This window comes from Streptomyces sp. NPDC047974 (assembly GCF_040653375.1).
Classification (GTDB): Bacteria; Actinomycetota; Actinomycetes; order Streptomycetales; family Streptomycetaceae; genus Streptomyces.
Window position 1 is genome coordinate 129,400 of the sequence record NZ_JBEZNU010000003.1, and the last position, 14,662, is coordinate 144,061.

12 protein-coding genes and 1 pseudogene are annotated in these 14,662 nt (G+C 72.7%); 8 read left to right on the forward strand and 5 right to left on the reverse strand.

What is annotated here, in order from left to right:
- Nucleotides 1–142, reverse strand: a pseudogene (locus AB0E19_RS06325) (rhomboid family intramembrane serine protease); the annotation flags it as partial.
- Nucleotides 143–302: 160 nt separating this feature from the next.
- On the opposite strand from AB0E19_RS06325, the gene AB0E19_RS06330 reads away from it, so the two are divergent.
- From AB0E19_RS06330 to AB0E19_RS06350, 5 genes are all read left to right on the forward strand, one after another.
- Nucleotides 303–545 carry a hypothetical protein gene (locus tag AB0E19_RS06330; protein WP_360600295.1) on the forward strand — a complete coding sequence of 81 codons (243 nt, stop codon included), beginning with the start codon at nucleotides 303–305 and terminating at the stop codon, nucleotides 543–545.
- Between the two features lie 34 nt (nucleotides 546–579).
- Complete coding sequence (locus AB0E19_RS06335) at nucleotides 580–1,944, forward strand: NYN domain-containing protein (protein ID WP_362174148.1); 1,365 nt, start codon at nucleotides 580–582, stop codon at nucleotides 1,942–1,944.
- Between the two features lie 265 nt (nucleotides 1,945–2,209).
- On the forward strand, nucleotides 2,210–3,256 hold the full coding sequence (locus AB0E19_RS06340; RefSeq protein WP_362174151.1) for an NlpC/P60 family protein: 1,047 nt from the start codon (nucleotides 2,210–2,212) through the stop codon (nucleotides 3,254–3,256).
- A 188-nt stretch (nucleotides 3,257–3,444) separates the two neighbouring features.
- A complete protein-coding gene (locus tag AB0E19_RS06345; RefSeq protein ID WP_362174154.1) occupies nucleotides 3,445–4,470 on the forward strand; it encodes an NlpC/P60 family protein in 1,026 nt (341 codons plus the stop codon).
- A gap of 61 nt (nucleotides 4,471–4,531) precedes the next feature.
- Nucleotides 4,532–5,755: a hypothetical protein gene (locus AB0E19_RS06350; RefSeq protein WP_362174157.1), complete on the forward strand. Its 1,224-nt coding sequence runs from the start codon at nucleotides 4,532–4,534 to the stop codon at nucleotides 5,753–5,755.
- On the opposite strand, the gene AB0E19_RS06355 is transcribed toward AB0E19_RS06350, so the two are convergent.
- On the reverse strand, nucleotides 5,743–6,282 hold the full coding sequence (locus AB0E19_RS06355) for a PadR family transcriptional regulator (protein ID WP_362174160.1): 540 nt from the start codon (nucleotides 6,280–6,282) through the stop codon (nucleotides 5,743–5,745). The genes AB0E19_RS06350 and AB0E19_RS06355 overlap by 13 nt on opposite strands.
- Before the next feature lie 98 nt (nucleotides 6,283–6,380).
- On the opposite strand from AB0E19_RS06355, the gene AB0E19_RS06360 reads away from it, so the two are divergent.
- Together AB0E19_RS06360 and AB0E19_RS06365 are read left to right on the forward strand one after the other, a co-directional pair.
- Nucleotides 6,381–7,718 (forward strand): MATE family efflux transporter, encoded by a 1,338-nt coding sequence (locus AB0E19_RS06360; protein WP_362174163.1) that lies wholly within the window; start codon nucleotides 6,381–6,383, stop codon nucleotides 7,716–7,718.
- 341 nt (nucleotides 7,719–8,059) lie between these two features.
- Nucleotides 8,060–8,515: an RICIN domain-containing protein gene (locus tag AB0E19_RS06365; RefSeq protein WP_362174166.1), complete on the forward strand. Its 456-nt coding sequence runs from the start codon at nucleotides 8,060–8,062 to the stop codon at nucleotides 8,513–8,515.
- Between the two features lie 73 nt (nucleotides 8,516–8,588).
- On the opposite strand, the gene AB0E19_RS06370 is transcribed toward AB0E19_RS06365, so the two are convergent.
- A complete protein-coding gene (locus AB0E19_RS06370; protein ID WP_362174169.1) occupies nucleotides 8,589–10,067 on the reverse strand; it encodes a DUF2079 domain-containing protein in 1,479 nt (492 codons plus the stop codon).
- 52 nt (nucleotides 10,068–10,119) lie between these two features.
- On the reverse strand, nucleotides 10,120–11,388 hold the full coding sequence (locus AB0E19_RS06375; RefSeq protein ID WP_362174172.1) for a glycosyltransferase family 87 protein: 1,269 nt from the start codon (nucleotides 11,386–11,388) through the stop codon (nucleotides 10,120–10,122).
- Between the two features lie 96 nt (nucleotides 11,389–11,484).
- On the opposite strand from AB0E19_RS06375, the gene AB0E19_RS06380 reads away from it, so the two are divergent.
- Nucleotides 11,485–12,627 (forward strand): glycosyltransferase family 4 protein, encoded by a 1,143-nt coding sequence (locus tag AB0E19_RS06380; RefSeq protein ID WP_362174175.1) that lies wholly within the window; start codon nucleotides 11,485–11,487, stop codon nucleotides 12,625–12,627.
- Nucleotides 12,628–12,675: 48 nt separating this feature from the next.
- Here AB0E19_RS06380 and AB0E19_RS06385 read toward each other — a convergent pair whose 3' ends face one another.
- Nucleotides 12,676–14,475 carry an AMP-dependent synthetase/ligase gene (locus AB0E19_RS06385; protein WP_362174178.1) on the reverse strand — a complete coding sequence of 600 codons (1,800 nt, stop codon included), beginning with the start codon at nucleotides 14,473–14,475 and terminating at the stop codon, nucleotides 12,676–12,678.
- Nucleotides 14,476–14,662 lie beyond the last annotated feature (187 nt).

Consider the following 14,662-nt stretch of genomic DNA (forward strand, 5'->3'; position numbering starts at 1 on the left):
CAGTTCCGTACGACGGGTTCAGGCCGGAGACCGGGCTGACAATGAAGAGGAGACAGCAGGCGGCGATGAGCCCGTAGGTCACCGTGGGTCCGGTCCGGACGCCCCGGTAGGCGCCCAGGGCCGTGGCTCGCCAGTCGATCATGGACAGATCATGGCCCAAGAGGGACGAAGTGGACAGAGTGCCTCGCCGGGCCGGGCGCCGTCCGGTGAGGCCGTAGGGTTACGGGATCGAGCACCGCAGTCCGACGGCGCACCGCGGCTCCCGTACCTGGTACCACCACGACAGGAAGAAGGACGGCACCATGACGACGGTTCCCCTGCCGACCGAGGAGACCCGCTGGCGCTGCACCCTGTGCGGCAACCTGACCCGCTTCGACGTGACGCGCTCGTCCAAGGTCGTCGAGTACGTCCATCTGGACCTCGCCGGGGAGCCCAAGGTCGAGGAGCGCGAGGTGCTCAGTGAGACCATCGAGTCGGTCCGCTGCCGGTGGTGCAACGCGGTGGACCAGATCGAACTGGTGGACAAGCCGGGCGTCGAGTCCTGACGGACGGCGCCGACGACAGTAGGGGTGACGGATCGTGGAGCAGTCCGCGCACGGTGGCGAACCGGCCGGCGCGGCAGGTGACGCTGCCGAGACGCTCGACCATCCCCTGCCGGAGGGGGTACGGCGGCGGGTGATCGCGCTGGTCGCCGACGCCTTCGGCGGCCTCACCGTCGCCGAGCTGCCCGCCCCCCTCCGTCAGTACGCCCGTTTCACCGCCAGCCGGCGCGCCAAGTTCGCCGGCAACGCCATGGCCGCGGCCCTGGAGGGCGATCCGCTCTTCCGGCAGCGGATCGGCGAACGGTTCAAGCAGGCCCAGCCCGAGCTGGCCGAGGCCGTGGAGGGCGGCACCCCGCCCGCCGCCGCCGACCCCGTCGACGTGGCCGCGGCGGCGTACGTGCTCCGCCCGCCCGGCTGGGCCAAGCTGGTGGCCGCCGCCGGCGAGGAGGTCCAGCGCGCCGACGCCGAGCGGGCCGACGAGGCCGGCCGGCGCGAGCTGGAGCGGCTCCGCGAGGAGCTGGCCGCCGCCCGCGAGCGGACCCGCGACGAGACCGAACAGCTGCGGCACGACCTGGAGTCCGCCCGCAAGGAAGCCGAATCGCTTCACCGCAAGCTGCGCAGCGCCCAGAGCGACGTCAAGCGCGGCGAGGCGGCGCTGCGGCGCGCCCAGGGCGAGATCGAGTCGGCCCGCTCCGAGTCGGCCGCCCAGGTCTCCGCCGCCGAGAGCGAGTCGCGGCGGCTCAAGGCCCGGCTCGGCGAGGTCGAGGCGGCCCTGGAGGCGAGCCGCCGGGCCGCCCGCGAGGGGCGCTCGGTGGAGGACATGCGGCTGCGGCTGCTGCTCGACACCGTCCTCGACGCGGCCCAGGGGCTCCGGCGCGAACTGGCCCTGCCGCCGGTGTCGGTGCACCCGGCGGACACCGTGGACGCGGTGGAGCCGGGGCGGATGTCCCCGAAGGACATCGCGGCCCGCGCCCTGTCGGAGACGGATCCGGCCCTGCTCGACCAGCTGTTGGAGCTGCCGCAGACGCATCTCGTCGTCGACGGCTACAACGTCACCAAGACCGGCTACCCGACGATGCCGCTGGAGAAGCAGCGCCTGCGGCTGCTCGGCGGGCTCTCCGCCCTCGCGGCCCGCTCGGGCGCCGAGGTCACCTGTGTCTTCGACGGGGCCGAGCTGGCCGCGCCGGTGCTCCTCGCGCCGCCGCGCGGGGTGCGGGTGCTGTTCTCCAAGCCCGGGGTCACGGCCGACGAGTTGATCCGCCAGCTGGTGCGGGCGGAACCGCCGGGCCGGCCGGTCGTGGTGGTCTCCACCGACCGCGAGGTGGCGGACGGCGTCGCGAAGGCCGGTGCGCGGCCGGTGGCGTCGGCTCTGCTCCTCAAGCGGCTTTCGCGCCTCTCGTAACGACTCGCCCGGCTCGCAACTCTTGGGCTCTATGCCCGATTTCTGGACGGCAATCCGTCAAGTGCCCGTCACAGGCGGTGTGATGCGCGTAAATAAAGTGGTGCGTGGGCGAGTTTTTTGCCAGCGGGATTTGAACTGATCACAACTTGGTCACTAGGGTCGGGCCTCGAACCTTCGCGCGGTTGATCACCCATCAGGGCGGTCCGTGGAGGAACCGCCTGCCCCTGACCGGCCGGGCGGCTCGAGGAAGAAGGAGCTCGCCTTCGTGGCGTCCCACCGTCGACCCAAGCAGCCGAGCCGCACCCGTGTGACCGTGCTCACCGCGACCGCGGCCGCCGCCGTCGCGTTCTCCGCCCAGACCGGAGCCCAGGCGGCCCCCAAGCCGAAGATCGACGAGGTCAAGTCGAAGGTCGACGCGCTCTACCACGAGGCCGAGGAGGCCACGGAGCAGCACAGCCTGGCCGAGGAGCGCCGCGGCAAGCTGCAGAAGGAGATCGGCCAGATCCAGGACCGGGTGGCCCGTGGTCAGCAGGAGCTGAACACCCTCCGGGACCAGATCGGTTCGGTCGCCAGCGCCCAGTACCGCTCCGGCGGCATCGACCCGGCGATCCAGCTCTTCCTCTCCTCGAACCCGGACGACTACCTGGACAAGGCCTCCGCCATCGGCCGGGTGACCGACCAGCAGGCCGACGTCCTCGCCGCCATCCAGGACAAGCAGCGCACCCTCGCCCAGCAGCGCGCCGAGGCCACCGCCAAGCTCGGCGACCTCGAAGAGGTCCGCAAGACGCTCGGTGAGAAGAAGCGGAAGATCCAGAGCAAGCTCGCCGACGCCCGCGAGCTCCTCAACACCCTCACCGCCGAGGAGCGCGCCCGCATCCAGCAGCAGGAGCGGGCCGAGGCCGAGCGCGCCTCCCGCGCCGCCGCCCCCCGCCTCGACCTCGGCAACGAGGCCCCGGCCAGCGGTCTCGGCGCCGCCGCCCTCTCCGCCGCCGCCACCCAGCTCGGCAAGCCGTACGTCTCCGGCGCCGAGGGCCCCAACGCGTACGACTGCTCCGGGCTGACCCAGTGGGCCTACCGCCAGGCCGGCGCCGGTCTCACCCGCACCACCTACACCCAGCAGAACGACGGCGTGAAGATCGGCCGCAGCCAGCTCAAGCCCGGCGACCTGGTCTTCTTCAACAGCCTGTCGCACGTCGGCCTGTACGCGGGCAACAACACGATCCTGCACGCCCCCAAGCCGGGCGCCGTGGTCCGCTACGAGTCCATGAACTACATGGGCACCTTCCAGTTCGGTGTCCGCATCGGCGGCTGACCCGCCCGGCCATACCGCCCGAACGGGTGGTTCGCCGCACGCTCCGCTGACCTGACGCCCCGCCGGTGACCTTGTGATCTCCGGCGGGGCGTCATTTTGTGTGCCCGGCGCCTTCGTTGGACAGGGCGGGGGGACCGGCTACTGTCTGCCGCGCCAGTCCGCACGAGCCGAACGAAAGAGCGCGAGCCGTGGCCTCCCACCGCCGACCCGCCCGGGTCACCGTCCTGACCGCCGCCGCCGCGGCCACCGCGGCGGCCTCCCTCGGCGCCGTCCCCGCGAGCGCCGACCCGGGCGCCGGAACCGAGGCCACCCGCGCCAGGGTCGACCGCCTCTACGAGGAGGCCGAGCGCGCCACCGAGGGCTACAACCGGGCCGACGAGAAGGCCGACGCGCTGCGCCGCAAGGTCGGACAAGCCCAGGACAGCCTCGCCCGCGGCCAGGAGCGCATCAACCGGATGCGGGGCGCGCTCGGCGCCCTCGCCGGCGCCCAGTACCGCTCCGGCGGCCTCGACCCCACCCTCGACCTGCTGCTCTCCTCCGACCCGGACAGCTACCTCGACCGGGCCTCCGTCCTCGACCGGGTCACCGCCCGGCAGACCGCCGCCCTCACCGAGCTCCGGCAGGAGCGCCACCGCCTCGACCAGGAGCGCGCCGAGGGCCGGGCCGCCCTCGCCGAGCTGGAGCGCAGCCGCGCCGAGGTGGCCCGCCACAAGCGGTCCGTGGAGCGCAAGCTCGCCGAGGCCCGCCGGATCCTCGCCTCCCTGACCGCCGCCGAGCGCGCCGACTACGAGCGGGCCTCCCGCTCCGGCGGGCGGGCCGGCGGCCCCGGCGAGGAGCTGCCGCCGCCGGCCGACCTCGGCCCGGCCGACTCCCGGGCCGCCGCCGCGGTGCTCGCCGCCCGCAGCGCCGTCGGCAAGCCGTACGTCTGGGGCGCGACCGGCCCGACCGCCTTCGACTGCTCGGGGCTGATGGTCTGGTCGTACCGGCAGGCCGGGATCAGCCTGCCGCGCACCTCGGCCGCCCAGCGGCAGGCGGGTCGGCAGGTGCCGCTCTCGCAGGCGCAGCCCGGCGACCTCGTCACGTACCGCGGCGACGCCAGCCACGTCGCCATCTACGCCGGGAACGGGCAGGTCATCCACGCCCCCTACCCGGGCGCCCGGGTCCGCTACGACCCGGTGAACATGATGTCGAACGTGACGGTGACCCGGCCCTGACGCCGCCCGCCTCCCGGCTGGGGGAGGCGCGACCCCGTCGGCCTTCCGTACCATCTGATGCGTGGTGGAACAGAGGTGCGGGGCGCGACGGCCGGGAGCGGCGCTGCTCGCCCTCCTCCTCGCCCTCGCCGCGCTCGTCGGCTGCTCCACCGCCGCCCGGCCCGCCGACCCGGCCCTCCGCGAGGTGGAGGCCCTGCTCGACCGGCACGCCGAGGCCCTCCTCGGCCGGGACGAGACCGCCTGGCTGGCGGCGGTGGCCCCCTCGTACCGCGCCGCCGCCCGTACCGAGTTCCGCCGGCTCGCCGCCGTCCCGCTCGCCGACTGGTCCTACCGCGTCACCGGCGTCGACCGGACCGGCGAGGGCCGGCTCACCGCCCGCGTCGAGCGCGGCCACCGCGTCGCGGGGTACGACCCCGGGCCGCTCGCCGCCGACCGGCTCGTCGACCTCGCCGAGCGGGACGGGCGCTGGTACGTGACCGGGGAGCGGCCCGCCGAGGGCGCCCCGGTGCGGCTCTGGGAGCAGGGCGAGGTCACGGCGGTGCGCGGCGCCCGCTCCCTCGTCCTCGGCGTCGGCCAGGACCGGCGGCGGCTCGCCGAGATCGCCCGGCTCGCCGACCGCGCTGTGCCCGCCACCGACGCGGTCTGGAGCCCCGCCTGGGCCCGCCGGGTCCTCGTCCTCGTCCCCGCCTCGCTCGACGACATGGGCGGGCTGCTCGCGGTGGACGGCTCGCAGTACCGGGGGATAGCGGCCGTCACCACCGGCGAGACCGGTCACCGGCCGGACGCGCCCGCGGAACGGGTGATCGTCAACCCGGAGGCGTACGGGACGCTCGGCGACTTCGGCCGGCAGCTGATCCTCACCCACGAGACCGTCCACGTCGCCACCCGCGCCCACACCTCGCCGGCCACCCCGGTCTGGCTCTCCGAGGGCTTCGCCGACTGGGCCGCCTACCGGGGCACCGGCCGCACCCCCGCCGAGGCCGCCCCCGAGCTGCGCCGGGCGGTGCGGGCCGGGAACCTGCCCGCCGCGCTCCCCGAGGACCCCGACTTCGGCTTCGGGGGCGACGGCGAGTCCCTGGCCCGCGCCTACGAGAGCGGCTGGCTCGCCTGCGCGATGATCGCCGACCGCTGGGGCGAGGACCGCCTCACCGCCTTCTACCGGGAGGTGGGCGCCCACCCGGGGCGGGAGGGAGCGGTGGAGGACGCCCTGCACAAGGTCCTGGAGACGACGCCGGAACGATTCACCGCGCAGTGGCGGGAGTATCTGCGCGCTCAGCTCGGCTGAGCGCGCGCGTCGAGTTCGGCGAGGGCCTCGGCGAGCCAGGCCTTCTCCTCGGTGCCGGTCGCGCGGGCGACGCGGAGCATGCCGCGGCGGAAGAGGTCGGGCTCCGCCTCGACGGTGGCCGGGGCGCCGTCCTCGTAGAAGAAGCTGGCCGGGGTCAGCAGGAAGGCCTGCCGGCGGCGCAGGACGGCGGCCTGCTCGGCCGGGTCGGGCAGCAGGCCGAGGAAGGTCAGCAGGGTGAAGAAGCGCTGGCCGTCGGTGATCTCGACGTCCTTGGGGGAGCGCAGCCGGGCCAGCAGGGCGGCGCGGCCCCCGGGGGTCAGCGAGAGGGTGCGGCGGGGCGCGGCGCTGCTGCCGGGCTCGGTGCGGCTCTCGACCAGGCCCTTGTCGACCAGCCGGTTGATCGCCGGATAGAGGGCGCCGTCGCTCACCGGGCGGACGTGGCCGCTCAGCGCCCGGATGCGCTCCTTCAGCTCGTACCCGTGCAGCGGCCGTCCGTACAGGAAGCCCAGGATCGACAGCTCCAGCACCGGTCGCCCTCCCCTCGTGCTTGTCGTCTCCGGTCCCCGCATGCTACCTCTTTTCGAGGTGCCTCGAATCGAGGTACCTCGCTTCGAGGGGGTAGGGCGTGGAGACACAGCGGAGCCACCGCCGGACACTCGTCCGGCTCGGCGGACCGGTCTATCTGGAGCTGCTCGCCGGGGTCGCCGCCGGGATCGTCAACATGGTCTGGGTCGCCCGGCTCGGCGGGGACGCGGTCGCCGCCGTCGCCCTCGCCACCAACGTCGAGAACCTGCTCCTCGGCGTCGTCCTCGCGGCCGGCTCCGGCACCACCGTGCTCGTCGCCCGGGCCCGCGGCGCCGCCGACCCCGGAGCCGTCCGCGCCGCCGTCCGCGGCGGGGCCGTCCTGTGCGCGCTGCTCGTCCCGCCCGTCGCCGTCGGCGGCTTCCTCCTCCGCGAACCGCTCGCCGCGCTGCTCCTGGGCGGAGACCGGGGCGGCGCGTACGGCCTCACGGTCGCCTACCTCGCCGTCTCGCTCCCCGGCACCGCCGTCTTCTACGCCGGGCACGTCCTCGACGGCGTCCTCAAGGGCGCCGGCGACACCCGCACCCCGATGCGGCTCGCCTTCCTCGCCAACGGTCTGATCCTGGTCCTCGACCCGCTGCTCATCCACGCGTACGGGGTGGCGGGAGCCGCCCTCGCCACCGTCGCCGGCCGCACCGTGGCCCTCGCCGCCGGAGCGGTCGTCCTCCGCCGCAACCCGCTGCTCGGGGCCGCGCGGGCCACCGCGCCCGCGGGGACCACCGGCGCCGCCGTGCGCCGCACCGCGGCCACCGGGCTGCCGATGGCCGCCGACTTCACCGTGCGGATGGCCGGCGCGCTCGCCCTCGTCGCCGTCGTCGCCCGGCTCGGCGTCTCCGAGACCGCCGCCTACGGCATCGCCACGAAGGGCATGTACGTCGCCACGATGGCCTTCTACGCCGTGCGCCAGGCCGCCGCCATCCACACCGCCCACCTGCTCGGCGCCGGGACCGGCGGGCGCGCGGGCGTCGCCCGGACCGCGGCCCTGCTCGGGGCGGCGCTCGGGGCGGGCTTCGCCGCGCTCCTGTGGGCCGGCGCCGACGGGGTGATGCGGCTCTTCGGAGCCGGGCCCGAGGTCGCCCCGGCGGGCGCGCTCTTCCTGCGCTGCCTCGCCGGCTACCTGCCGCTCCTGGGCGCCTACATCGCCGCCGCCGGGGTTTTCGAGGGCGCGGGGGCGAGCCCGTACCTGGCCAGGATCACCGTGGCCGGCGTCCTGCTCCAGCTGCCGCTCGCCCTCGCCCTGTCAGGCCTGGGGCTCCCCGGTGTCTGCCTCGCCATGACGCTCGCCGCGGCCGCGCAGTGCGGCGCGCTGGCGGCACTGCACCGCCGCGCCGGGAGGGCGGCTCAGACCGAACCGGTCAGGACCTTCTCGCGCTCCGGCTGACCCTCCGGGGAGGGCTATCTGGTCAACCTTCGAAGGGGATTTCCCATGCGCGAGAGAAGGGGTGAATGGAATGAAATGGGGCATTGATGGATTTCTTCCGGCCGAATGTAAGAGGCTTTGGGTGATGGCTGCCCCGTTTCGGTTGCGGTGAGTGGGGGATTCCGTGGCGCGCGATCACCTCGGGTGAGGGGGTTATCACGGCGCGTCGATCCGGGGGGAGGAACGGAGGAATTGACCGATCGCCTATCGCAATGCGGTCGGGTGGCCGGGGGTGCCGTTGTGCCGGTGGATCTCGTCTGTATACGTTCAGTGGGCAATCGATCACCACCGAAAGGGATGAAATGTTCACGCGAAAGAGCCTGGCCTCCGCCGTCGCGTCCGTCGCCGTGGCCGGTGCCGGAGTTCTCGCCATGACCGCCCCGGCCCAGGCCGCGGTTCCGGGTACGGAGCAGTTCAAGAACGTGGCCACGAGCTACTGCCTGGACAGCAACGGCAACGGCGATGTGTACACGCTCGGCTGTAACACCGGGAACTACCAGAAGTGGACGGTCACGGCCGTCAGCGGTGGCTACCGTGTGCAGAACGTCGCGACCGGCAAGTGCCTCGACAGCAACGCGGCCGAGCAGGTCTACGCTCTCGCCTGCAACACCGGCAGCTACCAGAAGTGGGCCATCAGCAGCAACGGTACCGGCTACCTGCTGAAGAACGTCGCCACCGGCAAGGTGCTGGACAGCAACTCCGCCCAGGACGTCTACACCCGCGCCGCCAACGGTGGGAACTACCAGCGCTGGAGCTGACCTCCACGCAGTGGTCATGTGAAGAGACCGAGGCCCGCCCTGTCGCAGAGGGCGGGCCTCGGCCCGTTCGCGGTCACCAGAGCGAGGGTGTGGAACCCCCGGAACTCCGGTGAAGGAGGAGAATACCCTCCCGGTTCCCGATGAGGCGGTAGCCCGGGAGGCCGGGTGAGGAGGTCTCCAGTGCCCGGCCGGTGACGCAATCCGGATCGCTCACGTCGGTGGTGTCGTAGATGACCCACTCTGGTGCTTCCTTCGGCGGGAAGGCCCGGGGGAAGAGGCACACCTCGGTGACCGTGGTCCGGCTCGCGAGCTGGGCGGCCAGTCGGTTGGAGGAGGCCACGGTTGCCCCGTCGGGGATCTTCGCGAGCAGCTCGTCCGCCGCCCTGACATGGGAGGACTCGCTCCATGTGCGAGGCATGGCCAGCTCGTGCAGGGGATGGGTGAAGACGGTGACGGCGGTGACCGCAGCGCCGACGAGGCAGGCGGGCAGCAGCCTCCGGGAGGGAACCCTGCCCGTGGCCACCGCGTGGACGGCGGCGGCGAAGACGATCGGCATCAGGACGGCGCTGTAGTGGAACTCGGTGCCCCAGTAGTAGGGGTTGGCCGAGGCGAACCGCCACGCCAGGGTCGGCACCGCGATCAGTACGAGCGGTGAGCGCACCGCCAGGAAGCCGGTGGGAGCGACGACCAGCAGAGCCGTCAGCCACTTGACCGGAGGCCAGAACGCGCCGGCCGCCTGCGTGAGCAGTCCCGCCTCTTCGCCGGTCTGCGGCGGCCAGTAGGCGAACTGGCCGACAGGGTTGAAGTACGGCAGGACCACCAGCATCTCGACCGCTGTCGCCGCGACTCCGAAGACGGCAAGGAGGATTCCGGTGGTGCGGGGGCCCTTCCAGGCCACATAGGCGCCGATCGCGGCGACGGTGAGCCCCAGGTCCTCCTTGACCAGGGTCAGCGGAATCGCCCACACGACCGCTGCTCGCCATTTACCCCGCCCCGCCATGCACACCGACATCATCGTGAGGGGAACCGCGAACGCCACTTCGTGGAAATCGAAGAAGATGAGTTCTGCTATTCCCCAGGACGCCCCGTACGAGATTCCGGCCCAGAGGGCGAACTTCCGGCCACGAATTTCAGCAGCCCAGGACATCAGTGGAATCACGGAAACCGCAGCGAGGGCGGCCTGGCAGACCAAGAGCGTGTAACTGGAGGGGAAAATCCTGAAGACCGGAGCCAGGAAGGCGAGAATCGGGTGGAAGTGGTCCCCGAGCGTGTTGTAGAGCGGCCCCTTGAGCGAGGAGTACGGGGCGGTCAACTCGGAGTACGACTGGACGATCTGCGTGAAGATGCCGAGGTCGTACCCGGTCGTCAGATTGACCGCGTGGCGCCGCGTCGACAGGAGCAGGTAGGCGAGGAAGAAGCCGCTCGCCACCAGGAGGGCCGGCTTCGGGAACCGTCCCGCGGCCGACTTCGCCCCCTCGCGTCCGGCGCTCCCGGCGCCCCCTGCCCCCGTGCGTCGCTGGAGGGTGTCGACCGGCGGGTTCGGAGTATGCATGTGAGCTGGAGACCTAACAGGGGGTAGGGGGTGCACCAACGTAACACCCGGTTCATGCGGAGCCGGCAAGCACCTTGGGGCGCTTCTGGGGCCGGCTCGTGGGCAGCTCGGTGTGCTCCGGAGCCACTTCGGTCACCGTGTGCCGCCACAGGGTTCGGCAGGCCGACAGGGTCGCGGCCACCAGCAGTCCGTTGCGAAGGAACAGCACCGAGATGCCCAGCAGGTCGCTCTCGTTCACGTGCGAGAACCAGACCGGGAACTCGAACTGGGTCACCGCCGTCGCCCACAGCACCAGATGGGCCGGACGCCGCATGCGGCTCGACCGGTACGCGAGGCAGACCGCCGCCATGCCGACCAGCCAGACCATGTACTGGGGCGAGATCACCCGGCTCGTCGTGGTGAACAGCAGCACCGCCACGAAGGCGGCGTCCGCCGTCGTGGAGGAGGTGAAGCGGCGTGCCCTGAACCGCCACAGCAGCAGCCAGCCGAAGGCCAGCGCCGTCAGCACGAGCGCGCCGGTCGACACCCAGGAGACGTACGGGCCGAGGAACTCCATCGAGCCGTAGTTCATCCGGGCCGTGCCCTCCCAGCCGAAGTGCCGTGCGACATGGAAGACCATCGCCCCCAGCGACTCGATCTCCGTACCCCGCTCGCTCTGATAGGAGAGGAAGGCCAGTGAGCCCGGCATCCAGACCGCGCACAGCAGCAGCAACCCCACCGCAGCGCCCGCCGCGGTCGACCAAGAGACCCGGGTCCGCCGCCCCTTCGCCGCACCCACCAGCAGGAGCGCGGGCCACACCTTCATGACCGCGCCCATCGCGGCCAGCGCGCCGAGCAGCCGGGGGCTGCGGAGGCCGGTCAGCAGGGCCGCCACGGCGACGGCGGTGACCATGATGTCGAAGCGGGCGTACGCCGTCGGCCCCAGCAGCGCCAACGCCGCCAGCCACAACCATGCGCCCCGCATCGACCGGCCCCTGCGGCGGCCCGTGTGGACGAGGAGCCCGAACACCGACGCGTCGCACAGGAAGGCCAGGAGGAAGAAGGCGGTCGCGTAGTCGAGGAAGGGCAGCAGCGCGGGGGAGAGGACCGCGAAGGCCGCTCCCGGCGGGTACTGCCAGGTGACGTCCGAACTGGGGTACTCGCCCGTCCTCAGGACCTCGTACCAGCTCTGGTAGATGTGCCCGACCTCGAAGGTCACGTCCGGACCCGGGACGACGACGGCCTTGAAGGCGCACAGGAGGAGGATCAACCGGGTCAGGGCCCACAAGCCGAGGAGTAGTCGCAGATCCGTGCGAAAGCCGTTCCCCGCTGCGCCCGTCATACCCGCTTCATTCCTGTCCTGTCGGTCCGCTCGCGCGGAGAGGGGTGGTGCCGGGCGTGGGGTGCGGTCGCGAGCCATCACGTACTGTCTGTCACGATGCACAAGACCCTGATCGTAACCAACGACTTCCCGCCGCGTCCCGGCGGAATCCAGGCGTTCCTGCACAACATGGCGTTGCGACTGGACCCCGACCGGCTCGTGGTCTACGCCTCCACCTGGAAGCGAGGCCGCGAAGGTGCGGAGGCCACCGCTCTGTTCGACGCGGAACAGCCTTTCACGGTTGTCCGGGACCGCACCACCATGCTGTTGCCCACACCACGTGTGACCGCCCGGGCGACCGCGCTGCTGCGCGAGCACGGCTGCGAGTCGGTCTGGTTCGGCGCCGCCGCCCCGCTCGGCCTGATGGCGCCCGCGCTGCGCCGGGCCGGCGCGAAGCGGCTGGTCGCCACCACCCACGGGCACGAGGCCGGCTGGGCCCAGCTGCCCGCCGCCCGGCAGCTGCTGCGCCGGATCGGCGAGGGCACGGACACGATCACCTACCTCGGCGAGTACACCCGGTCCCGCATCGCGTCCGCCCTCACCCCGGCGGCCGCGGCCCGCATGGTGCAGCTGCCGCCCGGCGTGGACGAGAAGACCTTCCACCCCGGCTCCGGCGGCGACGAGGTCCGGGCCCGCCTCGGCCTCACCGACCGCCCCGTCGTGGTCTGCGTCTCCCGTCTCGTCCCGCGCAAGGGCCAGGACACCCTGATCCGCGCCCTGCCCCGGATCCTGCGGCAGGTGCCCGACGCCGTCCTGCTGATCGTCGGCGGCGGCCCGTACGAGAAGGAGCTGCGCCGGCTCGCCGACGGGACCGGTGTCGCGGGCTCCGTCCGCTTCACCGGCGCCGTGCCCTGGTCGGAGCTGCCCGCCCACTACGGCGCCGGCGACGTCTTCGCGATGCCGTGCCGCACCCGCCGGGGCGGCCTCGACGTCGAGGGGCTCGGCATCGTCTACCTGGAGGCCTCCGCGACCGGTCTGCCGGTCGTCGCCGGCGACTCCGGCGGCGCCCCCGACGCCGTCCTCGACGGCGAGACCGGCTGGGTCGTCCGCGGCGAGTCCGCCGAGGACACCGCCGACCGCGTCACCACCCTCCTGCTCGACCCGGAGCTCCGCGCCCGCATGGGCGAGCGGGGCCGTGCCTGGGTGGAGGAGAAGTGGCGCTGGGACCTGCTGGCGGAACGGCTCAGGGAGCTGCTCTGAGGCACGGGGAAGGGCCCGGCGCACCGGCGCCGGGCCCTTCGCCATGTCTCACTTGGTGTAGAGCGCCTCGATCTCGTCCGCGAAGTCCTTCGCGACCACGTTCCGCTTCAGCTTCAGCGACGGGGTGATGTGGCCCGCCTCCTCGGTGAACTGGGAGGCCAGGACGCGGAACTTGCGGACCGACTCCGCCTTGGAGACCGCGGCGTTGCCGTCGTCGACCGCCCGCTGGACCTCGGCGATCAGGTCGGGGTCGTCGCGGAGGGCGGCGGCGGTGACGCCGGCCGGCTTGCCGTGCTCGCTCGCCCAGCGGCCCAGGAACTCCTCGTCGAGGGTGACCAGGGCGCCGACGAACGGGCGGCCGTCGCCGACCACCATGCACTCCGCGACCAGGGCGTGGGCGCGGATCCGGTCCTCGATGACCGCCGGGGCGACGTTCTTGCCGCCCGCCGTCACCAGGATCTCCTTCTTGCGGCCGGTGATCGCGAGGTAGCCGTCCTCGTCGAGGGTGCCGATGTCACCGGTGTGGAACCAGCCGTCGGCCAGCGCCTCGGCGGTCGCCGCCTCGTTGTTCCAGTACTTCGTGAAGATGTGCTCGCCGTGCAGCAGGACCTCGCCGTCGTCCGCGATCCGCACCACCGAGCCCGGCAGCGGCTGGCCGACCGTGCCGATCTTCGGGCGGTCCCACGGGTTGAAGGCGGTGGCCGCGCACGACTCCGTCAGGCCGTAGCCCTCCAGGACGGTGAAGCCGATGCCGCGGAAGAAGTGGCCGAGCCGCTCGCCGAGCGGCGCGCCGCCGGAGATCGCGTACTCGCCCCGGCCGCCGAGCACCGCCCGCAGCTTCGAGAAGACCAGCTTGTCGAAGAGCTTGTGCTTGAGCCGCAGCCCCAGGGACGGGCCCTGCGGGGTGGCGAGCGCGCGGCTGTAGGCGATGGCCGTGTGCGCGGCCTTGTCGAAGATCTTGCCCTTGCCGTCGGCCTGCGCCTTGGCCCGCGCCGAGTTGTACACCTTCTCGAAGACGCGCGGCACGCCGAGGATCAGCGTCGGCTTGAAGGAGGCCAGCTCGTCCGTGAGCGTCTTGATGTCCGGGAGGCAGCCCAGCTTGATCGGCGCCATCACGCAGCCGACCTCGATCAGCCGGCCGAAGACGTGCGCGGCCGGCAGGAACAGCAGCGCCGAGGACTCTCCCGTACGGAAGAGCGGCTTCAGGCGCTCCACCACGTTGCCGCACTCGGCGAAGAACGCCCGGTGGGTCAGCACACAGCCCTTGGGGCGGCCCGTGGTTCCCGAGGTGTAGACGATGGTCGCCGGGTCGTCCGCGTTCGCCGCCGACATCCGGGCGTCCAGGGCCTCGTCCGAGACCTCCGCGCCGGAGGCCGTCAGCCGCTCGACCGCGCCGTCCTCGATCTGCCACAGGCCCGTCAGCGCCGGCAGCTCGCCGCGCACGGACTCCACCGACGCGTGGTGCGCGGCGGACTCCACGATCGCCAGGGAGGCGCCCGAGTCGCCGAGGATCCACTGGATCTGCTCCGGCGAGCTGGTCTCGTACACCGGCACGGTCACCGCGCCCGCGCTCCAGATCGCGAAGTCGAGCAGCACCCACTCGTAGCGGGTGCGGGAGAGCAGCGCGACGCGGTCGCCCACGCCGACCCCGGCGGCGATGAGGCCCTTGGCGGCCCCGCGGACCTCGGCGAGGAACTCCTTGGCGGTCACGTCCGCCCACCCGCCGTCGGGGGCCTTGCGGGCCATCACGGCGACGTCTGGGTGCTGGGAGGCGTTGCGGCGGATGAGATCCGTCAGGTTGCCGTCCGAAGGGACCTCGTACAGGGCCGGAAGGCTGAACTCGCGCAAGACTGCTGCTCCTCATCGGGCTCCGGTGCCACGGCTCTGTGTGCTTGCACCGGTGCGGTCCATGATCGGGCAGGTGCTCGGTGGGGGCGAGCACGACTGTGGACTGCCCGGACGTTACCCACGAGTACGTGGTTCCCGATAGGGGGTTCCGGCCAGATGTTCTCTGCGTCACACCAGCATGACGGCC